We start from the raw sequence: 21,673 nt of genomic DNA, 5'->3' as shown, positions 1-21,673 counted from the left end.
ATACTAGTTATACTAGTTATACTACTATTACGAATCTAGCGCGGCCTTCGCTTTTTTCTGTTTCTTCACTGTCATGGCTAGCAATTGAACGGCCGCAGGCGTCACACCGCTTACACGCCCCGCTTGGGCGAGCGTCGCAGGACGTATTTGCGTCAATTTCTGTACAATCTCATTTGATAAGCCTGATACTACGCTATAATCAAAGTCCAGTGGCAGCGCTGTATTTTCTAGGCGCTTCATCTGATCAATGTCTTCTTGCTGACGGTCAATATAGCCTGCGTACTTCACAGAGATTTCTATCTGCTCGCCTACTTGGGCATCGACTTGCGAATCAGTGATGACAGCGATATCAGCAAAATGAATCTGCGGACGCTTGAGCAAATCAAAAGCAGTCGATTCTTTTGACAGCACCTCGCCCGTTTGCTCTGTGACTTTTTTGCCTAGCGCGTTAGCAGGGGTTGCCCACATATCTTTGAGACGTGAGGTCTCCGTTGTGATCGCTTCCATTTTTTCTTGATAAGCCTGCCAGCGCACATCATCTACTAGACCAAGCTTGCGACCCGTCTCAGTTAGGCGTTGATCTGCATTGTCTTCACGTAATAATAGACGATATTCTGCGCGGCTCGTAAACATACGATATGGCTCAGTCGTACCATGGGTAATCAAATCATCAACGAGCACGCCAAGATAGGCTTCATCACGGCGCGGTGTCCACACGTCAAAATCGCTGTTATTAGTGGTTACCAATGCGGCATTAGTACCTGCTAGCAAACCCTGTACGCCAGCCTCTTCATAACCAGTTGTACCATTAATCTGTCCAGCGAAGTAAAGACGATCGATAGATTTGGTTTCAAGCGTTGGCTTTAGGTTTTGCGGATCAAAATAATCATACTCAATGGCATAGCCTGGACGGGTAATGTGTGCGTTTTCTAAGCCTTTCATACTATGAATAAACTCTAACTGCACATCAAACGGCAGACTCGTTGAGATACCATTTGGATATAGCTCATGTGTCGTCAAACCTTCTGGCTCAATAAATATCTGATGGCTGTCTTTATCCGCAAAACGATGAATCTTGTCTTCAATTGACGGACAATAACGTGGACCCACACCTTCAATTTTGCCTGAGAACATTGGAGAACGGTCTAAGTTTTCACGGATGATGTCATGCGTGCGCGCATTAGTATGCGTGATGTAGCAATTGACCTGCTCAGGGTGCATCGACACGTCACCCATATAACTCATCACTGGTAGCGGCGTGTCGCCCGGCTGTACGGTCATCACACTAAAGTCAACGCTACGCGCATCAATCCGCGCGGGCGTACCTGTCTTTAGGCGACCGACTGGCAGCTTAAGCTCACGCAAACGATCTGCCAACTTGATAGAAGGTTGATCGCCTGCGCGACCACCTTTTGAGCTTTCGAGACCAATATGAATAACTCCGCCTAAAAACGTACCTGAGGTCAGTACCACCGTTTGCGTATTAAAGATAATACCCGTTGCAGTAACCACTGCCGTCGCACGACCATTTTCAACTAAGATATCATCAGCCGCTTGTTGAAATATATCAAGATTTGGCTGATTCTCAAGCGTATGGCGAATAGCGGCTTTATATAAAATACGATCTGCTTGCGCACGCGTAGCTCGAACTGCCGCACCTTTACGACTGTTAAGCACACGAAACTGAATGCCTGACTTATCCGTTGCCAGTGCCATTGCACCGCCAAGTGCATCAATCTCACGTACCAGATGGGATTTGCCAATACCACCAATTGCTGGATTACAACTCATCTGCCCGAGCGTCTCAATATTATGTGTCAACAGCAAGGTCTGCGCGCCCATACGTGCGGCTGCCAAAGCAGCTTCTGTGCCAGCATGACCGCCACCGATCACTACCACGTCGTAATTTTTTGGGTATTGCATATACGCCTCACTTGACTCATAACGCCGCTTTTAGCCAAAAACTATCATTACCAGAATTTTATGGCTAAATAGCATGGTCATCAGCAAATAAACGTCAGTCGGATTTAAAAAGTTAACGACTTGGAAAAGCCGCTAGATATTGGATTGCTAACCCATCATTATAACAATTTTTTGATGCTTAAAAAACGCCGCAGTAGAAACTATTTACATTAAGTGTTAAGCATCATTTTTAAACTTAGTAACTAGTAACTTAATAATTAGCGCCTAGTTACCAGGGCTCAGCGGTACGATTTGATCTGATTGACCACTGCTTAGCATATGCTGACTGCCATAACCTTCTGGATTGATCTGCAAATAAGCATTCATCAAGCCAATAGCATCGCCATCATTACTCGCCAAAATTTGCTCTTTAATCATGTCCACTGGCGGTAGTAGCAAGTTTTTTAGCAATGCCAAACGCTGCTGATTATCGCCTTTATTAACGACCATCTCGATAAGTTGACGCGCATCAATGGGTAAATCTGGCGTATTCTGTGCCAATAATGCCAAATGATAAGCGCCCGCAGAATCTTGATCCGCAACGATACGCTGCTCAATCGCAATATAAGTGGCTTCTGTTGCGCCGCCTGCCACGCTAAGCTGATGAATACATTTCAGCGCTGAATGTGGCTCATTGCCAGCAATTTCAATGATGCGCGTGGATTCATTTTTTAAATGCTCACGGCGTTTTTCGATTACCGCTTGCTCAGCAGCTTCTTTTTGCACGTCCGGCTGTTCCGTTGCTTGACTATTCATAAAGCTCTCTCACTCGTATGATAATTATTATTTATATCGCTGATATCTTGCACACTATATGGGGGTAAATTCGATAAAAACAACGAAGCCTAAAAACACTAAAGCGTAAAGACACTAAAAAACCCAAATAGCCATTAACTGACCATTTGGGTTTACTGTGCTTTATCTTATCAAGTTTATTTGAATATCAAAGACATCCAAAGCATACTATCAAGTATTAAGCAGCAGGGCTGTTTGCTTCAACCAATGGCTTAAGCTCGCCTGATTGATACATTTGCAAAATAATGTCTGATCCGCCCATCAATTCGCCGTCAATCCACAACTGTGGAAAAGTCGGCCAATTAGCCACTTTAGGTAACGTCGCACGGATTTCTGGGTTTTCTAAAATATTTACAAACGCAAATGGACGACCGATTTGAGTAAGCACTTCAATCGATTTAGCAGAAAAGCCACACTGCGGAAATTGCGGCGTTCCTTTCATATAAATAATAACTTTATTGTCACGGATTTGATCACGGATCAATTGTTCAACGTCGTTTGCAGCAGTATTTGGGGTTTGCTCACTCATAAAAGCTCCTATTGATAAAGCGGTTCATTGAAAACAGTGATTGATATTACAAAATGATTGAGAAAAGAGATGGCTGATACATGGGGCAAGCGCCACGGTATTACAAGTATAACTCTATAGAGTCTATATATAAAATCTACGCTCAACTCACCAAGTCAATATGACTCGGAGTGCTCAAGCAGCGATGACACCCGATCTAAGCTATCTAGATTCGACAACATTAGGGACTAATAATACCACGGCATTGGCCATAATGCCCTCTTGCCGACCGGTAAAGCCTAACTTTTCAGTGGTGGTGGCTTTAACGCTGATATTATTAACCGCCGTCTGCAAATCACTGGCAATATTATCACGCATGGCTTGACTGTGCGGTGCCAGCTTTGGACGCTCACACATCACAGTGATATCAGCGTTGCCTAGACTATAACCAGCCTCTTGCACTTTACTGTAGACATAACGTAGCAGCACCCGCGAGTCCAAACCTGCATGGGCGGCATCTGTATCAGGAAAATGCTGACCGATATCTCCAAGCGCCAATGCGCCAAGCAGTGCATCGGCAAGCGCATGCAGCACCACATCTCCATCAGAGTGTGCCAGCAAACTGTGCGTGTGTTCAATAGGCACACCTGCTAGCACCACATATTGCTGCTGCTGACCATTATTGTGAAAAGCGTGAACGTCGATACCTTGACCAATTTTTATCATTATTATTCCAAGATGAGTGAAACGTGATTAAAATAATTCAAAACCACTATCTAAATTTCTAAAGCGATTTTACCAATGCCTAGACACCATCGGTCGCCACCAGTTTCAATTAACTGGTATAATATGACGTTTATTTTATCATAATACCAGATCCAAAAGATAAGCTGACGTCGTTCTGCTGAGACTACCTATTGTAGCAATGGCATAATTTTTGGCGTCAATATCTATTTTGGAGAACGTACAAATAGTTGAGCCGCTTTATGTCAGCCATACAAGATACCTCAAGCATAGCCATTTCTAAGTCTTTTACGCCTCATCGTCCATTAACACTTGCCGATATCGAAAATCCTAGCGCCAAACACGTGATTGTCGGTATGTCAGGTGGCGTTGATTCTTCTGTATCAGCCGTTTTACTTCAACAAGCAGGCTTTAAAGTCGAAGGTCTGTTTATGAAGAACTGGGAAGAAGATGACGGCACCGAATACTGTACGGCAATGGACGACCTAGCGGACGCACAAGCGGTATGTGACAAAATCGGTATGAAGCTACATACGGCTAATTTTGCCATGGAATATTGGGATCGCGTCTTTGAGCATTTTTTAGCAGAATACAAAGCGGGTCGTACGCCCAATCCAGATATTTTGTGCAACAAAGAAATCAAGTTCAAAGCATTTTTAGACTATGCTTTGACGTTGGGCGCAGATTATATCGCCACCGGTCACTACACGCGCCGTAGTATGAACTATACGAATGCTAATGGCACTGAGGTTGCGCAGCTATTACGCGGGCTTGATAACAATAAAGACCAAAGTTACTTTTTACATGCGGTTGGCGGCGATAAAATCGCTAAGACACTGTTCCCAGTCGGTGAGCTTGAAAAACCAGTGGTTCGTCAAATCGCTGAAGAACATGATCTTATTACTGCCAATAAAAAAGATTCAACGGGTATTTGCTTTATTGGTGAGCGCCGCTTTAAAGACTTTTTACAACAGTACTTGCCGGCACAAAAAGGCGATATCGTCACGGATGATGGTCACATTATCGGTCAACACGATGGTTTAATGTATTATACGTTAGGTCAGCGTGGTGGTATTGGTATCGGCGGTGTCAAAGATCGCCCAGAAGAGCCTTGGTTTGTATTGGCAAAAGACTTGGACAACAACCGTTTGATCGTTGGACAAGGTCATGAGCATCCCATGATGCTGAGTAATGAGCTGCAAGCTTATAAGCTCGATTGGGTCGATGGTTTACCGCCTACAGATATATTTAGCGAAGACGGCTTACGTTGTATGGCAAAATCGCGCTACCGTCAGCCAGACCAAGCGTGCCGAGTGTTTGCTGTTGATGATAAAGGTTTAGAAGTACGAGTGATATTTGATACGCCGCAACGGGCAGTGACGCCAGGTCAGTCAGCGGTGTTTTATATCGATGAGGTTTGTTTGGGCGGTGGCGTCATTGCCTCTATTCATGCGCCTTGCGGAATTTGACATCTCAGTTAACATTAATTAATACAATGATTTGTCTTTTTTTAGGATACTGAATGACCGCTCGCCTTTTCGCCTTGCTGAATATCTCATTTTCTTGTTCGATATGGGTAAAGAGAGGTCTTACGCTTACTTTTATTGCTGCGTCATTTAGTGCACAGTCAGCACCATCAGAGCTGGGTAGTATTACGGTTACCAGCTCTAATGCTTCGACTGGTACTGCTTCTGGCACCTATATCGCAGCAGGTTCTGGTGCTACTGGTCGTTTTACTTTAGTGCGCAATGAAAATATTGGTTATAACAGTAATGCTGAGATAACACCATCTAGTGGTACGCGTACCAATGGTATTGAGATCAGGAATGATTCTAATACTAGTATTGATAGAGATAAGTTTAAGTACACTTTTACTATTACGCCTAATGATAACGCCTCTATACATACCATAAAGATTGGTCAAGCCAGCTATTCAATGGGTGGTAACTCAGAAATTGCACGTCAAACGTTAAATTTTACTCAAAATAGTCAAATTAGTATACCTGCGCAAGCCACTATCAAAAACAACCCAGATGTCCCCTATTACTATAATGCAATGGGTGATTATTTTATGGGCAGCAAAGTCAATAGTACCCAGCTGAATTCACAAAATGCTGTGTTCAACCCGCAGCTGCGTACCGATAGCTCAAATGTGAATGGTAGTGGTTTATATTATTATAATATTACTAATCTAGCTGGTATTACCGGTAGCCAAAACCCATATACCCCTACCTTGAATACGAATAAACAAGTAAGCCTCAATTCAAATAACGGAGTTTTACCACCGACGCCAACTTTTGAAAATATTATTAAAAGTATCAATAATGGCAGCACGTATTCTGCACTCTCATCTAATACCGCTATTTCCAATGGTGGTACTTATGTCAGTTATGGCATTGAAAACAGTCAAAGCAATTATGTTGTCGCGGTAAGAAACGCGAACGCCGTGACTTTGACTTATGAAGGGATTATGAATGGTAATATCGGCATTGCGCGTAACGTAATCGGTGAAACCTATAACGAATGGATCAGCTTTGGGGTAGAAAGTGAACCGTTGAATTACGTCTTTTCAGGCACTGTATTCAATGATAATGGCGGTATAAATGATAGCGACATCAATGTCAAAAAAGATAACGCTACGATAGACAGCGGTATATATAACAATACCAACTTCTTCAATGGTACTTTTGACTCTGCTGAAAGTGGTATTGCAGGTAGCACAGTCAAGCTGGTTGACTGTACAACCAATGCTCCTCTTGAAACTATCAATATTCCTACTAATATTGTCGGTAAATATGAGATTAAAATACCTATCGCTTCTCTAACTGGCAAAAGTACTGTCTGCCTGATTGAAGAAAATAGTGGTAGCACTTATCCCATTCGTACTACTAATGAAAAGACTGTTATTTCCTTGACTACTAACAAGTCTAACTATGAAAATAATAACTTTGGCAGAGTGATTGATAAAAGCACAGCTTTAGTCCTTGAAAAAGAACAAGCACTTAACGATTGCAAAATCGCCTCATTGTTACCAAATCTAGAAAACAAGCTTGCCTATAGTAAAGCCGCCCTATCTGAAGTAACTCCAGGACAATGTATTGCCTACAAAATTACTGCGACCAATCGAGCCAACCTTAGTATTAATCACTTTGTTCTACAAGATGTCTTGCAAGAAAAAAATGTGAATGGCGCGATAGTGACGTCAAAACTTGCGAATCCAATTCATCAAGCAAGCGAATATGCCGCAGACAGTGTCGCTATCGGCAATAACGGTACTGTTAAAACGGTAACCTCAATTTTAGATCCAAGGACAAAACGTAGTTTTTACTTTAATACTAAGTATGGCACCACACACTCTAATACACCCGATACCCCTTAATAATAGCGTTATATGCATATTTTGGTTTTATCAACGGCTACATTTGCTACACTACCCGTATTTTTTTGACCACAGTCTTATATGATGTGTTCATTTGTGTGATTTCACAGTTTTCATCACTTTTACTTTTTTAATTTAAAGGCATTATTATGAACTTACTTACCGCACTCTCCCCAATCGATGGTCGCTACGCCTCCAAAGCTGACAGCTTGCGTCCTTATTTATCTGAATTTGGTCTCATTAAAGCCCGCGTCACTGTCGAGATTCGCTGGTTACAGTCATTGGCTGATAACAATGCGATTGGTGAATTGGCAGCATTTGATACCGATACCAATGCCTTTTTAAACAGCATCGTTGATGACTTTAGTGAAGCCGATGCCCAAGCTATCAAAGACATCGAAGCGACGACCAATCATGATGTAAAAGCCGTTGAGTACTTCATCAAAGACAAGTTCCGTGGTCAGGCAGCGCTTGAAGATTCATTAGAATTTATTCATTTTGCGTGTACCAGTGAAGATATCAACAACTTATCATATGCGTTAATGCTAAAAGACAGCCGCGAGATTGTGGTTGCGAAAATGCAGCAATTGACTGATAGCATCGTTGATTTGGCGATTGCTCATGCTGATCAACCCATGTTATCACGCACCCATGGTCAAACCGCGAGCCCAACGACGCTAGGCAAAGAAATGGCAAACGTCGCTTATCGCCTAGCCCGTCAAATCAAACAAGTCGGTCAAGTTGAACTATTGGGCAAAATTAATGGCGCGGTTGGTAACTATAACGCTCATTACGCCTCATACCCTGACGTCGATTGGCAAGCACATGCAGAACGCTTCATTGATGAAAGTCTTGAGCTGACTTTTAACCCTTATACCACGCAAATTGAGCCGCATGATTATATCGCTGAGCTATTTGATGCTGTCAAACGTTTTAATACTATCTTAATCGATTTTAACCGTGATATTTGGCAATATATTAGCTTAGGCTATTTTAAACAGCGCCTAAAAGATGGTGAAGTTGGTTCTTCTACCATGCCGCATAAAGTCAACCCGATTGATTTTGAAAACTCTGAAGGCAACTTGGGCGTTGCGAACGCCATGCTGGCTCATTTGGGTGAAAAACTGCCAATTTCGCGTATGCAGCGTGATTTATCAGACTCTACCGTACTTCGTAATATCGGTGTTGGTCTGGCACAAAGCATGATTGCTTATGATGCTTGTTTAAAAGGTGTCAGCAAACTTGAATTGAATGCCCAGCGCTTAAATGACGATTTGGATAATGCACAAGAAGTATTGGCAGAGCCGATTCAAACCGTCATGCGTCGCTATCGTGTTGAGAACCCATATGAGAAGCTTAAAGCTCTGACTCGTGGCAATGCCATGACTCGCGAAGCCATGCTGACATTCGTTGAAAGCGATGAGCTATCTGCCGTTAGTGATGCGGATAAAGCGCGCCTACGTGAGATGACGCCAGCCACTTATATCGGTAATGCGGCGGAGCAAGCAAGCACGATTAAAGAGTGGATTGCTAAGATTTAACTGGTAACAATCTTATCTTTATAAAATGTAAAAAAGATATAAACGAGCATTCATTTATATCTTTTTAAAAAAACCTTACTCTAAACACTATGATTTTTTAAATACATAGTTAATGGGTGAGGTTTTATTCTTTATCGTCTTTGTCTTTTTTGTCACTACTATCGCCCGGTATGATGGCTTTAGTAACAGCAACAGTACCTTTGACGACGCCTTTAGTGGTTTTGTAGGCGACTTTTACAGGTACAGTGACGATTTTATGCACACAAGCTTGCAGCATAAACATACTCGCGATGATGACGATAAACTGTAATTTTTTCATAAATTTCCTACGGATAATGAGAGGCATTGATGGCTATATTTTGACCATCAGCTAGACGCTAATCATAAACCAATACACGTCAGCTATAAAGCACTGTTCTAGTTTTATATTCTGCTTACCTTGATATCCTTTCTACTTAAACACACGGATCTACCCATGACTTCTATACCGCTTTGTTTACCCGACTCTATCACGCCTGAGCAATTTTTAAGCGAATACTGGCAAAAAAAGCCACTCTTAATTAAACAAGGCTTACCACAACTAATTGGCATGTTTGAACCTGACGACATGCTCGGTCTAGCCCTAGAAGAAGATGCCGCAGCGCGCCTGCTGACTCAAGCAGCAAGTAAAAAAGAAGGTCAGGCGCAGTGGCAACTTAAAAAAAGCCCATTGACTGAAACTGATTTCGATAACTTACCTGAGCAATGGACCGTACTGGTGCAGAATATGGAACAGTGGTCACCTGAGCTTGGTCAATTGTGGCAAGCCTTTGACTTTATTCCACAATGGCAACGTGATGACATCATGGTTTCTTATGCGCCAAAAGCTGGCTCAGTCGGCAAACACTATGACGATTATGATGTGTTTCTTGCGCAAGGCTACGGCACTAGACGTTGGCAACTGGGCAAATTCTGTGATAAAAATACCGAGTTTGTCGCTGATGAACCGATTCGATTGTTTGATGATATGGGCGAGATTATCTTTGATGAGATATTAGAAGCGGGTGACGTGCTTTACGTACCACCGAAGCTATCACATTTTGGTGTGGCACAAGACGATTGCTTAACCTTTTCATTTGGCTGCCGTCGTCCCAACTTGATGCAAATCATCGACAGCTTGGCTGATATTGCCACCAACGATAGCGATTTATTTATCCCAATACTGCTGCCACAAGCGCTGCAAGCGTCAGGTGAATTGCAAGCGAGCAGCATCAATGCGATCAAAGATCAGCTATTACAAATGCTACAGTCTGAGCGTGGTAATGATATCATTCGTCAAGCAGTTTCTGAAGTCGTCAGCAAACGCCAGTATGATGCGCTGATGCCAGAGGATACATTGGATACGGATGAGCTCATGCAAGCTCTAGCAGAAGGTGCCACCTTGCAAGCGGATTATAGCAATCGTTTGCTCTATAGCCAGACTAATGATGGCATTATGCTATATGCCAATGGTCAGCGCATTGACGGGCTTGACGAGACCGCAGTAGCGGTATTGGTGCGTTTGGCTAATGGCGAACACCTAAATAGTCAAGATGTCACCGATGTTGATGCAGATGATTTGAGCGAATGGCTAGAGAACGGTTGGGTATGGATTGATATTGCTGAATAACATCTATTAATCAGACATGAATCAAATAACGCAAATAAAAAAACCGCTATCTGACAATTATTCAGATAGCGGTTTTTTCTTATAAATCGTATTCGGTATTTATAGCTATACCAAACACTGCTTCGCACTTATCAAAACGGATATAAGAGAGAAGCGGGTTTGTAATTAATACGGTTATTCTGTACCAAGTTCAAGCAAGCTAGCATTACCACCGATCGCTGTGGTATTGATTGTTTTGACACGCTCAGTGACAAAACGATGCAAATAATCAGGCGTTAGCATCTCTGACAAGCCTTCCATATCGGTGACGCTGATGACTTGCGTTAAGATACCATCGGTATTGGCAAGCTCTTGACTGATAGTCTGCACTTCGCTTCGATTGCCAGAGACTGCAACCTGTGCCAGACGATCGATATATAAAAGCGTGACGGTTTGCGAGTCATTCGCCACACTCAATACATCTTCGCTGATACCTGTATCGTATAGTATCTTGGCAGCTTCATTGCACATCTCATCTTGGCTTGGGCAATGCAGAATGACTTCATTACCTGTCAATAGTGCGGCTACCAACTGTCCTAATACCGCCATGGCTCTAGCAGATTCACCACCAATAACCATGGTTTTACCACGACCAGTGACATATAGATCATTGGATTCACCAGTTGCACCAGTCATGCGATGCACCTCATCCAAGCTAGGCGCGGCGCTCAATAGATGATTGAACAAACGCTTTGCTTTATTGGCATCACCAGTCAGCAATGCCAACTTTGGAATAGCCGCTTGCAGATATGTTGCGCGATTCACTGCGCCAAGTAATCGCCAAGATTCACAAACCTGGGCATGATTTTTTTTGAATTCAGTCGCCATGTTGCTACTCCTTATGCGAGTTCTGTTTGAGTGGTGGTTTGGGTAGTGGTATTAGTAGTATTAGCAGTTGTCTGATTACTGCTATTTGACTCTGAGCTAAGCTGCATCAAACGTGCGACATAATGCGGGCCACCAGCTTTAGGACCCGTGCCAGACAGACCACAACCCCCGAATGGTTGTACGTTTACGACGGCACCGATTTGGTTGCGGTTGATATAAGTATTACCTACAAATGCACGGCGCTCGATGTGCTCAACGGTATTTTCGATACGGCTATGAATACCCAAGGTCAAACCAAAGCCTGTCGCGTTGATGGCATCAATCAGCTTATTCAGATCACGTGCTTGATAGCGCAGTACGTGCAAAATTGGACCAAAATGCTCGCCACCTATCACGTCGATACTTTTCACTTCGATCGCTGTTGGCAATACAAAGGTAGACTGTTCTTGACTGACAACTGAGCTTGAGCTCATTGGCGTCTGTGCCAAGATAGTCGCCGTTGGCTCAGCGTCCATACGCTCGATATGCGCTTCAAGACTACGTTTGGCATCCGCATCAATCACTGGACCCACATCTGTAGCAGCATATAAAGGATTGCCGACCGATAGCTCAGCCATATTACCTTGTAATAGCTCAATTAAATTATCAGCCATTTCTTCTTGCACGCACAATATACGGCAAGCTGAGCAACGCTGACCTGCTGAACCAAATGCAGATAAGACAGCGTCTCTAACCACTTGTTCTGGCAATGCCGTTGAATCAACAATCATAGCATTCTGACCACCAGTTTCGGCGATAAAAACAGGTAGCTCACCACTGGCTTGGGCATGATCATTTAGGCTTTGGTTAATACGTTGAGCCGTTTGGGTTGAACCCGTAAATATCACACCTGCTATATTGTCAGCCGCTGTCAATGCACCACCAACATCGCCAGCACCGATCACTAACTGTAAGGCTTGTGTTGGTACGCCTGCTTGGTACATTAGCTGAGCACCAAAATGGGCAATCAAGCTGGTTTGTTCGGCAGGTTTCGCCACCACCGTATTACCTGCTGCTAGCGCCGCTACGATTTGACCCGTATAGATAGCCAATGGGAAGTTCCATGGGCTAATACAGACAAAGGTGCCACGTGCTTTATAAACTTGACGAGATTGCTTGCCAGCCAAATCGGTAAATTCATGCACGACGTCGTCTAAACGCTCTGCTTCATCGGCATAAAAACGGCAGAAATCAACCGCTTCTTTAATTTCATCAATACCGTCTTGAAGGGTTTTGCCCGCTTCGATTTGGCATAGCGCCATTAGCTCAGCGTAGTTTTCTTCATAGAGATCAGCTATCTTACGCAATATTTCAGCACGCTTAGCAGCTGATACTGCTTGCCAGACACTTTGCCCTGCCACTGCCGCATCGATCGCTTGACCAGCTATTTCAGCATTGGCATAAGTGACTTCACCAGCACTTACTTCGTGGTTCCAAGGTGCACGTACGGTTTGAGTCTCAAGCTTATGCGTTATGCCTTCTACTTCATATTCATCAATTGCTTTGCCATTGACGATTGACGTCGCTGACCAAGTTTTATGCAGATGGCTATCGATAGCAGATTTAAAGGGCAGCCATTGTGACTCTACGAATATATTAGGACCAAAACTGGCACGGCGCGCACCATAAATCTCTAACGGCAACGGAATCTCTGGATTGTGTAACGTCGCATTAGCCAGTAGCTTGTCATAAGGATGTACTGTTAGCTTCTCAATCGGATAAGACTTGTCTAGCAGCTGATGGACAAACGAGCTGTTGGCACCGTTTTCGAGCAAGCGACGTACCAAGTACGGCAGCAAGTCTTTATGCGCGCCAACTGGGGCATAGATACGTACCGGAATTTTATACGCTTGTAAGATATGATCATAAAGCGCATCGCCCATACCATGTAGACGCTGAAACTCAAAGTCTCTATGCTTACTCATGGTCATAATTGACGCTAGGGTGTGCGCATTGTGTGTCGCAAACTGTGGCCAAATCAAGCCTCGCAGATGATCTGATAACAAGAAACGCGCACAGGCAAGATAAGCAGTATCCGTGCCTTCTTTACGTGTCCAGACAGGATAGCCTGACAGACCTTTTTGCTGGGCAAGCTTGATCTCAGTATCCCAATAGGCACCCTTTACCAGACGTACTGGAATACGATCTCCCACCTCAGTCGATAGGCGAGCCAGCCACACCAAAATAGCAATGGCACGCTTAGAGTAACCTTGCACGACCAAGCCAAGACCATCCCAGTCAGCCGTCAAATTGTCACGGTACAAAGACTCAAACAGTTTTAAAGAAATTTCAAGGCGGTCGGCTTCTTCGGCATCGATACTAAGGTCAACGTTGACTTCACGTGCCGCTTCGATGAGCAGCAAGCAGCGTTGACGTAATAAACCCATGACTTGGGCTTCTTGCGTGGCTTCATAGCGAGGGTGCAATGCTGACAGCTTGATAGATACTGATGGCTTAGGCATGCCTTCTTTGACTTTGATACTGGCAGTGGCTCTGATCGCATGCAGGTAGTCATTGAAGTATTTTTCAGCGTCTTTATGCGCAATAGCCGCTTCACCGAGCATATCAAACGAATAGGTATAGCCTTTATTACGATAAGGCTGGCTATTTTTATTGGCGTCCTCGATGGTCTCGCCCAATACAAACTGATGACCCATGATCCGCATGGCTTTTTGCATGGCACTACGAATAACAGGCTCACCCATCTTTTTAGTCATGCGATCCAAAAAGCCTGATGCTGTGGTGCTACTATCAATACTGACGACACGACCTGTCATCATCATGCCCCATGTCGAGGCATTGACCATAAAACCGTTGTCATTTTTGATGTGCTTTTTCCAATCAGCCACACTCATTTTGTCATGAATCAAGGCATCAGCAGTATAATTGTCTGGCACTCGAATCAAGGCTTCTGCTAAGCTCATCAGCAAGATACCTTCTTGGGTATCAAGACTATACTCAAGCAGTAATGAGTCGACCATCTTGACCGCTTTGCCATCATTACGTACATGCTCAACCAGCTGGCGCGTTTGCTCAGCAGCGGCGTCACGTTCTTCTGTGCTGGGTTCAGCCAGTGGCAATAATTTGGACAACCAGCGCTCTTCATCGACGCTATACAACGGCGAAATACGGGCGTGCAGAGTTTCTGCCGACTGGGTAATGTAGTCTGGCGATAGCAAATCGACAGGATTAAACAAAATCGGCTCTTGCGGGGTAAACTGGTCTACTGGGTTCATAACAACTCCATAACTATCGTTTAAAAACCATCATAAATAGTGCTTTAGGAAGTCTGATCGTCTGGTATAACTAGCCATCACCATCATTCATTTAGATGATAGCTATCGATAGATACTTATAACAATAATCAAAAGTCCAAACGGCGCCATCACAAAACGAGAAAATCCAGCGTAGGCTGGAAGCGGTTAAGTAGGTCGTTCGACTGTTAAACGGGCTACGTTAACAATACAAAGGCAACAACGAACAGCTAAGCGGCATTAGTGCCTTCTTCTTGTTTGTAGTGAAAGGAGTGTGATGATCAGATATCGCTATTAAAACGAAAAAATCGCTTTAGCAAAAAAATCTGCCACCTTGGATGCTGCTAATTCACTGTAAGAAAAACCTCTACGGCGTTGATTGAGGTGATGCGCTTAACTCGGCTATAATATCATGAAAAAAAATTTCAAACTAACGATATTGCTTATTTTCACAAATTAATATATTTCTAAAAAACAATCAGTTAACAGCACTTTATCCCTTATGACGCACTGGTTATACTTTTCTATTTACTATTGGCGATTAATTATTTTATTAAATCAAACACTTGAATAAATTTAGGGAAATTTGAGCCATTTTAAATCAAAAAAAACCCCTTTATCGTTTCCGAATAAAGAGGAATTTAACGTAACAAAACTCAAAAGCAGTAAAATAATATCGAAAGCAGTAAATTAGTATCAAACGCTCACCGCATCCTAGTAAAACTTATAAAACCACCAACTTGGTCAGCAAAATAACCGTCAATACCCAAACTGGGATCGTAATTTCAGAGAATTTACCGGTCATCAGTTTTACCGCGGTAAAAGTGATAAAACCAAGCGCAATACCATCAGCGATAGAGTACGTCAGCGGGGTCAATAACAGAACAACCGCTACAGGAGCCGCTTCTGTCAAATCTTCCCAGTTGATTTCTTTTAGGGTAAATAACATCAGTACCGACACATAGAAAATCGCGCCAGCTGTGGCGTAAGCAGGAATCATACCAGCCAATGGTGCAAAGAAAATACTCAGTACAAACAATACGCCAACCGTCACTGCCATCAGACCTGTACGACCACCTGATGCTACTCCAGAAGCACTCTCAATATAACTGGTAGTCGATGACGTACCCAACATTGCACCAGCGACCGTAGCAGTAGAATCCGCCAGTAGCGCTTTGTCCATATTAGGAATATTGCCGTCTTTATCAATTAAACCCGCTTTATTGGCAATACCAACCAAACTACCTGTCGTATCAAATAAATCGACGAATAAGAAGGCAAAAATAACGCTGATCATACCAACGTCAAACGCACCGGCAATATCAAGCTCCATCAATGTTGGTGTGATAGATGGCGGCGCAGACATGATGCCAGCAAACTGTGTATGGCCTGTCAACAAGCTAATCACGGTGATAACCAAGATACCAATCGTTACGGCACCTGGGACTTTTTTATAGACCAAACCAATAATAATAAAGAAACCCAAAGCAGCCATCATAGGTGCAAATGAGGTCATATCACCCAGCATCACCAATGTCGCATCACGACCGACAATGATACCTGAGCTCTGTAGCGCAATAAATGCTAAGAAAGCACCAATACCTGCCACAATACCCTGCTTAAGGCTGTTTGGAATGGCATTGATAACCCATTCGCGAATCTTAAACAAACTCAAAATGATAAACAAGCAACCCGATAAGAAAACAGCACCTAGCGCAGTTTGCCAAGCGTAGCCCATACCCAATACAACGCCGTAAGTAAAAAAGGCGTTCAAACCCATACCTGGTGCGAGTGCCACCGGCAGTCTGGCATAGATACCCATAATAAAGCAGCCTATTGCCGCTGCTAAACAGGTGGCAACAAATACCGCCCCTTTATCCATACCAGCTTCCGCCAATACGTTGGGGTTGACAAAGATGATATAAGCCATGGTCAAAAAGGTGGTTATACCGGCAAGGATTTCCGTTTTGACTGTGGTGTTTTCACCATTAATCCCAAAATAGCGTTCAATTGCATTCATAAGTGTCGCGCCCAGCTTGCTAGTGAAAGAACAAATTTATTGATGCCTAAAATAAATATGACGTCAGCCAATGGATGGCGACGTCATTATCAAAAGACAGCGGTAACAAGGTGCAACATTTTAGAGAAGTTGCGGTACAAATTCAATCATTACCAGTGCCTTATGGGTACAAACCCACCTTTTCAGTCAATTAAGACATAACAGCCAGATAATATTTCAGACATCCACATATAAATTAACCTTATACTATGAATTGTACAAACAGCTGTTAATTATTTGGTATTTAACACTTTAACAAATGACCTTTTCGACATTTAGCAGTACACTAGGCGGCTGATAGCAATATGCATCATGACTGTCATATTATATTTTCGTTATTAAAGATCCTATCTGGTCTGCGTGTCGCGCCATACCAGCTATTATTAATTATCCATGAGTCCCATACATGCCTGAATCATTAAATATTATCGACCTTATTACCCAAGCCAGTCTCTTGGTGCAGATTGTGATGGCATTATTGTTATTGGCGTCTTTAGTCAGCTGGGTAATTATCTTTCGTATGAGCGCGCGGCTTGGTACGGCCAAAAATTTCGATCAACAGTTTGAAACTTGGTTTTGGTCAGGTGAAGACTTAGCCAAGCTTTACCAAGGCGTGCAAGGCTCGCCTGAACGCCAAGGACTTGAGCAAATATTTTATGTGGGATTTTCTGAATACTTAAGAATGCATAAAAAGCGCCAACCCAAAGATGACATCATCGATGGTGTTGAGCGCAAGCTACGAGTCGGTTTAGGACGTCAGCAGCAACTATTAGAATCAGGACTGACTACGCTAGCGAGCATTGGCTCAGTCGCGCCTTATGTTGGATTGTTCGGTACAGTTTGGGGCATCATGAACGCCTTTTTAGGGTTGTCACAAACGGAACAAGCAACCCTCGCCTCTGTCGCACCTGGTATTGCCGAAGCACTAATCGCAACCGCTATGGGCTTGTTTGCAGCGATTCCTGCCGTACTAGCGTATAACCACTTTACCGCCAAATCTAGTCGCTTGTACGATTCACGTGCTTTATTTTGTGATGAAATGACGGGCATGCTCCAGCGCGAGACAAGTGCAGAAAGCACTGTTGGTAGAGACAATATCGCTACGAGAGAAACGACATCTACAGCCAATCAGGCACAAGGACTATGAAATCATGAAACAGAGTCCCTATCGCCGTGAAAAAAAAGCGCTAAATGCGGAGATGAATGTCGTTCCTTATATCGATGTGATGTTGGTGCTGCTCGTCATATTTATGGTCACAGCACCCATGCTGATTACGGGCGTCGATGTTGACTTGCCAAAAGAGCAAACCAATACCATGAGCCAAAGCCAACTACCCGTCATTGTGTCCTTGACCGATAGTGGCGATATTTTTATCAGTTATGAAGACAATGTCGACCTGCCGATTAGTGAAACAGAGCTGATTGATACGCTCGCCAATCTGCAAAACCAAAGCAGCAATGTAGGTGCTCAGCCCGTACAAGTGATGATTAATGCCGATCAAAACAACCAATATGGCGCTATCATGACACTCATGGCCACCTTACAACAAGCAGGCATTCAAAAGGTGGGATTATTAACAGGCGCACCCTTGCCCACACCATCATTGTAATAAATCCTATTCCTCGCTCAGCTTGCTATAATAAAGTAGATAATTTGATGAACCTCGTCCTTGAGTATCTTTACCATGCATAATGCTCCTGTCGTTTACGTACCGACCCAACCTGAAGGCAATGGGCTAACATTGCCTACGCTACTTAGCGTGCTGGCACATGGTCTCGTGATTGGGATACTCGTTTATACTTATCAACATACTAAAACCGACACTGTGGAAAGTATTGAGACGGTCATGGTCTCCCCTGAGCAATTGGCTGAAATGCAAGGTCAAATCCTTGCCAATCGTGCAGCGGCAGCTAGCGCGATGCAAGCTGAAACTAGCACAAGCAGTGCATCGAGCACCTCATCATCAGAAAGTTTTAGCGATAGCGCCAGTCAGCCAAACTCGCAGCGTGTGCCTGTCTTTACGCGCTCTAACGATCCTGCCAGTCAACCAATGCTGATGAGTGAAGAGCAGCATCAACGCTTACTTGAGCAAAACCAAGACTACGAACGTCGAATGGCAGAGTGGGCAGCACAATTAGATGAGTCGGTGACAGAAGAGCATGGTCAGGTGGAGCAAAACAAAAAAGAGCAGCTAATAGAAGAACAAAAACAGCTGGGCGATTTCCGTAATAAACAAAATAACCCGCCAAAGATTACACGCCCGACTGCGACTGATAAAAATTTAAAGATTAATACAGGTGATTCTGGTAGCGCAGGTCAGAGATATGATCTAGAAGCAGACGGCAACTCAACAACATCTAATGGTGGTAGTAGCAGTACCTCTGGTTCTACTGGTGCTAGCGATAGTGATATAAAAGCACTAATCAAAAAGAATCTTATATCACCAGAAGGAGCTAAGGGGCAAACTGTCTTAGCAACTCTGACTATTACTGTTGATAGCAGTGGTATTATAACTGGTTACAATGCATCAGGAAGTAACCCAAAATATAACAAAGCACTAGAAGATGCAGCTAGGGTTACCAGAAAATTACCCATTGGTCCTGACGATCCTAAATACCCTACTTTTAGCATAGAATATATTGGAACAACTAAATAAAACTCAGTATATAAAAATCTCATTTCTTAAATTTTAAAAGTATCAAGATTCTTTATTAATTTTAGGAGAATAAATTGTACAATTATATTTACAAAAAAAAGCTGACAACTCTGTGTATTAGCGCATCATGTTTACTTGCTTCTACTAGTTTGTTTGCCAAAGAAATAGTCGTACTACAGGATAGTTTCGAAATTCCCGTTCAACAAAACCAAGTCGCGTTTGTGCCATTTGCTGGTGATTCTGTATTATCGCCGATTATTCTAAATGATTTAAGCAAAACAGAGCTAAAAGTGACTAGCAAAGATCTACCACAGCAGCCGCGCAGTAGCAGCGAGCTGGCAGGCACATTGCCGGTATGGCAAAGCATGGGGATTCCTTATTTAGTGGTCGGCAGTACTCGCAGCAATCGCGGTAAAATAGTAACCGATTACGAAGTGATTGACGTTAAATCTGGTAGAGTAATCGAAGGCAAACAAAGCTTAACGGCTGACAATAATAAAGAAAGCATGCGCTATGCTGGTCACGTCATCGCTGATAAAGTATATGAGCTAATTACTGGTACGCCAGGGGACTTTTCAGGGCGTATTGCTTACATTGAAGAGATTGGTGCTGGTAAAGAAAAAGTCTCACGTTTAAAAGTGATGGATGCCGATGGCGAAAATGCCAAAACCATTACTGAAGTAACCGGTTCTATCTTTTCACCAACATGGTCGCCAGATGGCAATCGTATTGCTTATTCCGTACAACGTGATAAATCTTATCCCGTTATTTATGTACAAAGTGTGAGCGGTGGCGGTGCAACCCCGTTAACCCCCTTCCCTGGCAGCAATCTCAGTCCATCATTCTCTCCTGATGGCAGCAAGATATTATTCTCTAGTAGCTTTGAAGGTAGCGCAGATATTTATGAGATGAGTGCCAGTGGTGGTCAACCTAGAAGGCTTATCAATTGGCCAAGCAGCGAAGTTCAACCAAGTTATGCGCCTGATGGCAAATCCTTTGTTTTTGTATCAGACAAAACTGGATTTAACAAACCACAGATTTATCGTTATGAGTTTGGTTCAGGACGTACTACTAAGGTATCAAGTAGCGGTTATGCCACTAGCCCGCAATTTAGTAACGATGGCTCACAAATTGCCTTTTTAAGTGGTCGCTCAGCGGCGATCATGAATAGCGGCGGCGCTGTTACTACTAACTTGGGCAATACGGGTATCGATGAAGCGCCTAGCTTTTCGCCTAATGGTAAGCGTGTCGTTTATGCCTCAAAGCAAGGCGGCAAAGGTGTATTAACCATCAAATCATTGAATGGTGGTGAGTCGTTTGGTAAGTCGGGTCAAGGCACTATTCGCTCACCAGTCTGGTCATCTAGTCCTAAATAAACCCTCTTTCTTAATTCATAAAGTCTTGCTCACAAAAAAAGCGCCTAATAAATAATTAGGCGCTTTTTTATATTGCGAAGCACGGTTAAATCATTTTGCCACTAGCATGTATTGGACAATTATTGACTAAAATAGTAAACACGATTAATCATCACTCGGATCACCCGCTGATGGATTGGAATGCCGCAGTTTTGCCACATCTTCAGCAGTCACGGTATCGGTAAAACCATTTAAGTCACTGACCACATATTGAGTAACCGCCGCCATCTGCGCATCGTTCATCATTCCATGGAATGAGGGCATGCCACGAAAGCCATTAATCAAGATATCGATGATGTAATACTTTGATTGCATCTTACTGTTATTCGCCAGTGGCGGATAATAGCCTGCACCGTAAGCACCCTCGCCTTTGTGCATGTGACAAGCCGCACAAGAGTCGTGATACAGCTTTTTGCCATCTGTCGTCACAAAGCCATTTGTGCCTTCAAACTTTGCATCCCATTCAGTAATACTTGGGTCGTCTTCCATATTGGGCAATGAGCTGTCGTCGACAATATTGATAGCAGGTGCAGTAAGCTCCTCACGGCTCATATAAACGCCGCCCCACGCACCCGTATTTCGGCTTGCTTGATAGTCATTGGTTGTTAGGGAGTCCTGATCTTGTACACTGGAAACCGTCACTTCATCATCTGACCGTTGACTACAGCCCAACAGTGCTGCACTGCTTATCCCACTCAGCAGCATCACCGTCAGCAGTTTGAGTGTCATGTTTTTCATGACTTTTTTCTTCAAGATTGCTTTCTCCACGATTGCCTTCTTCACAATTGCATTGTCCATGATAGCC

The 21,673-nt window shown here is 43.5% G+C and carries 17 protein-coding genes; 8 read left to right on the top strand and 9 right to left on the bottom strand.

What is annotated here, in order from left to right; all coding sequences use genetic code 11:
• Positions 1-27: 27 nt before the first annotated feature.
• The 4 genes from mnmG to ispF all read right to left on the bottom strand — a co-directional run bounded on the left by mnmG (position 28) and on the right by ispF (position 3,991).
• Entirely contained in the window at positions 28-1,923 is a 1,896-nt protein-coding gene (gene mnmG / locus JMX95_RS01205) for a tRNA uridine-5-carboxymethylaminomethyl(34) synthesis enzyme MnmG (protein WP_055124153.1), read from the bottom strand.
• Between the two features lie 264 nt (positions 1,924-2,187).
• Entirely contained in the window at positions 2,188-2,718 is a 531-nt protein-coding gene (locus JMX95_RS01200) for a hypothetical protein (RefSeq protein ID WP_055124154.1), read from the bottom strand.
• A 217-nt stretch (positions 2,719-2,935) separates the two neighbouring features.
• The gene (gene grxD / locus JMX95_RS01195; protein WP_045446215.1) at positions 2,936-3,286 is read right to left on the bottom strand and encodes a Grx4 family monothiol glutaredoxin; all 351 of its coding nucleotides are present in this window, start codon (positions 3,284-3,286) and stop codon (positions 2,936-2,938) included.
• Between the two features lie 201 nt (positions 3,287-3,487).
• The gene (ispF, locus tag JMX95_RS01190) at positions 3,488-3,991 is read right to left on the bottom strand and encodes a 2-C-methyl-D-erythritol 2,4-cyclodiphosphate synthase (protein ID WP_045446213.1); all 504 of its coding nucleotides are present in this window, start codon (positions 3,989-3,991) and stop codon (positions 3,488-3,490) included.
• A gap of 260 nt (positions 3,992-4,251) precedes the next feature.
• On the opposite strand from ispF, the gene mnmA reads away from it, so the two are divergent.
• From mnmA to purB, 3 genes are all read left to right on the top strand, one after another.
• Positions 4,252-5,478: a tRNA 2-thiouridine(34) synthase MnmA gene (gene mnmA / locus JMX95_RS01185; RefSeq protein WP_201559810.1), complete on the top strand. Its 1,227-nt coding sequence runs from the start codon at positions 4,252-4,254 to the stop codon at positions 5,476-5,478.
• Positions 5,479-5,531: 53 nt separating this feature from the next.
• A complete protein-coding gene (locus JMX95_RS01180; protein ID WP_055124156.1) occupies positions 5,532-7,388 on the top strand; it encodes a hypothetical protein in 1,857 nt (618 codons plus the stop codon).
• 149 nt (positions 7,389-7,537) lie between these two features.
• Positions 7,538-8,929: an adenylosuccinate lyase gene (gene purB / locus JMX95_RS01175; RefSeq protein WP_055124157.1), complete on the top strand. Its 1,392-nt coding sequence runs from the start codon at positions 7,538-7,540 to the stop codon at positions 8,927-8,929.
• A 124-nt stretch (positions 8,930-9,053) separates the two neighbouring features.
• On the opposite strand, the gene JMX95_RS01170 is transcribed toward purB, so the two are convergent.
• Positions 9,054-9,248, bottom strand: coding sequence for an NF038104 family lipoprotein (locus tag JMX95_RS01170; RefSeq protein WP_045446204.1), 195 nt, complete (start codon positions 9,246-9,248; stop codon positions 9,054-9,056).
• Between the two features lie 156 nt (positions 9,249-9,404).
• On the opposite strand from JMX95_RS01170, the gene JMX95_RS01165 reads away from it, so the two are divergent.
• Entirely contained in the window at positions 9,405-10,577 is a 1,173-nt protein-coding gene (locus JMX95_RS01165; RefSeq protein ID WP_201559809.1) for a cupin domain-containing protein, read from the top strand.
• Between the two features lie 174 nt (positions 10,578-10,751).
• Here the strand turns inward: JMX95_RS01165 and JMX95_RS01160 are convergent, their stop codons facing one another.
• The 3 genes from JMX95_RS01160 to JMX95_RS01150 form a co-directional block, all read right to left on the bottom strand.
• Positions 10,752-11,444 (bottom strand): 1-pyrroline-5-carboxylate dehydrogenase, encoded by a 693-nt coding sequence (locus JMX95_RS01160; RefSeq protein WP_045446201.1) that lies wholly within the window; start codon positions 11,442-11,444, stop codon positions 10,752-10,754.
• Positions 11,445-11,455: 11 nt separating this feature from the next.
• Positions 11,456-14,719, bottom strand: coding sequence for a bifunctional proline dehydrogenase/L-glutamate gamma-semialdehyde dehydrogenase PutA (putA, locus tag JMX95_RS01155; protein WP_201559808.1), 3,264 nt, complete (start codon positions 14,717-14,719; stop codon positions 11,456-11,458).
• Between the two features lie 742 nt (positions 14,720-15,461).
• Positions 15,462-16,757, bottom strand: a complete 1,296-nt coding sequence (locus JMX95_RS01150; protein WP_055124161.1) for an NCS2 family permease — start codon at positions 16,755-16,757, stop codon at positions 15,462-15,464.
• Between the two features lie 445 nt (positions 16,758-17,202).
• On the opposite strand from JMX95_RS01150, the gene tolQ reads away from it, so the two are divergent.
• The 4 genes from tolQ (at position 17,203) to JMX95_RS01130 (ending at position 20,829) form a co-directional block, all read left to right on the top strand.
• On the top strand, positions 17,203-17,943 hold the full coding sequence (gene tolQ / locus JMX95_RS01145) for a protein TolQ (RefSeq protein ID WP_055124162.1): 741 nt from the start codon (positions 17,203-17,205) through the stop codon (positions 17,941-17,943).
• Positions 17,944-17,947: 4 nt separating this feature from the next.
• A complete protein-coding gene (tolR, locus tag JMX95_RS01140; RefSeq protein ID WP_055124163.1) occupies positions 17,948-18,406 on the top strand; it encodes a protein TolR in 459 nt (152 codons plus the stop codon).
• A gap of 75 nt (positions 18,407-18,481) precedes the next feature.
• Positions 18,482-19,453 (top strand): cell envelope integrity protein TolA, encoded by a 972-nt coding sequence (locus JMX95_RS01135; RefSeq protein ID WP_055124164.1) that lies wholly within the window; start codon positions 18,482-18,484, stop codon positions 19,451-19,453.
• A 74-nt stretch (positions 19,454-19,527) separates the two neighbouring features.
• Complete coding sequence (locus tag JMX95_RS01130; RefSeq protein ID WP_227675919.1) at positions 19,528-20,829, top strand: translocation protein TolB; 1,302 nt, start codon at positions 19,528-19,530, stop codon at positions 20,827-20,829.
• A 144-nt stretch (positions 20,830-20,973) separates the two neighbouring features.
• Here the strand turns inward: JMX95_RS01130 and JMX95_RS01125 are convergent, their stop codons facing one another.
• On the bottom strand, positions 20,974-21,606 hold the full coding sequence (locus JMX95_RS01125) for a c-type cytochrome (RefSeq protein WP_201559835.1): 633 nt from the start codon (positions 21,604-21,606) through the stop codon (positions 20,974-20,976).
• Positions 21,607-21,673 lie beyond the last annotated feature (67 nt).

It is taken from the genome of Psychrobacter sp. NC44 (assembly GCF_904846655.1).
Taxonomy (GTDB): domain Bacteria; phylum Pseudomonadota; class Gammaproteobacteria; order Pseudomonadales; family Moraxellaceae; genus Psychrobacter.
This window is presented reverse-complemented; position numbering and strand designations above follow the sequence as displayed.

What these genes read in the sequence shown, in the direction of transcription:
- JMX95_RS01200 (WP_055124154.1), bottom strand. Translation starts at nt 2,718, where the DNA reads ATGAATAGTCAAGCAACGGAACAGCCGGACGTGCAAAAAGAAGCTGCT.
- JMX95_RS01165 (WP_201559809.1), top strand. Translation starts at nt 9,405, where the DNA reads ATGACTTCTATACCGCTTTGTTTACCCGACTCTATCACGCCTGAGCAA.
- tolR (WP_055124163.1), top strand. Translation starts at nt 17,948, where the DNA reads ATGAAACAGAGTCCCTATCGCCGTGAAAAAAAAGCGCTAAATGCGGAG.
- JMX95_RS01170 (WP_045446204.1), bottom strand. Translation starts at nt 9,248, where the DNA reads ATGAAAAAATTACAGTTTATCGTCATCATCGCGAGTATGTTTATGCTG.
- JMX95_RS01135 (WP_055124164.1), top strand. Translation starts at nt 18,482, where the DNA reads ATGCATAATGCTCCTGTCGTTTACGTACCGACCCAACCTGAAGGCAAT.
- putA (WP_201559808.1), bottom strand. Translation starts at nt 14,719, where the DNA reads ATGAACCCAGTAGACCAGTTTACCCCGCAAGAGCCGATTTTGTTTAAT.
- mnmG (WP_055124153.1), bottom strand. Translation starts at nt 1,923, where the DNA reads ATGCAATACCCAAAAAATTACGACGTGGTAGTGATCGGTGGCGGTCAT.
- JMX95_RS01150 (WP_055124161.1), bottom strand. Translation starts at nt 16,757, where the DNA reads ATGAATGCAATTGAACGCTATTTTGGGATTAATGGTGAAAACACCACA.
- grxD (WP_045446215.1), bottom strand. Translation starts at nt 3,286, where the DNA reads ATGAGTGAGCAAACCCCAAATACTGCTGCAAACGACGTTGAACAATTG.
- JMX95_RS01125 (WP_201559835.1), bottom strand. Translation starts at nt 21,606, where the DNA reads ATGAAAAACATGACACTCAAACTGCTGACGGTGATGCTGCTGAGTGGG.
- tolQ (WP_055124162.1), top strand. Translation starts at nt 17,203, where the DNA reads ATGCCTGAATCATTAAATATTATCGACCTTATTACCCAAGCCAGTCTC.
- JMX95_RS01180 (WP_055124156.1), top strand. Translation starts at nt 5,532, where the DNA reads ATGACCGCTCGCCTTTTCGCCTTGCTGAATATCTCATTTTCTTGTTCG.
- JMX95_RS01160 (WP_045446201.1), bottom strand. Translation starts at nt 11,444, where the DNA reads ATGGCGACTGAATTCAAAAAAAATCATGCCCAGGTTTGTGAATCTTGG.
- purB (WP_055124157.1), top strand. Translation starts at nt 7,538, where the DNA reads ATGAACTTACTTACCGCACTCTCCCCAATCGATGGTCGCTACGCCTCC.
- mnmA (WP_201559810.1), top strand. Translation starts at nt 4,252, where the DNA reads ATGTCAGCCATACAAGATACCTCAAGCATAGCCATTTCTAAGTCTTTT.
- ispF (WP_045446213.1), bottom strand. Translation starts at nt 3,991, where the DNA reads ATGATAAAAATTGGTCAAGGTATCGACGTTCACGCTTTTCACAATAAT.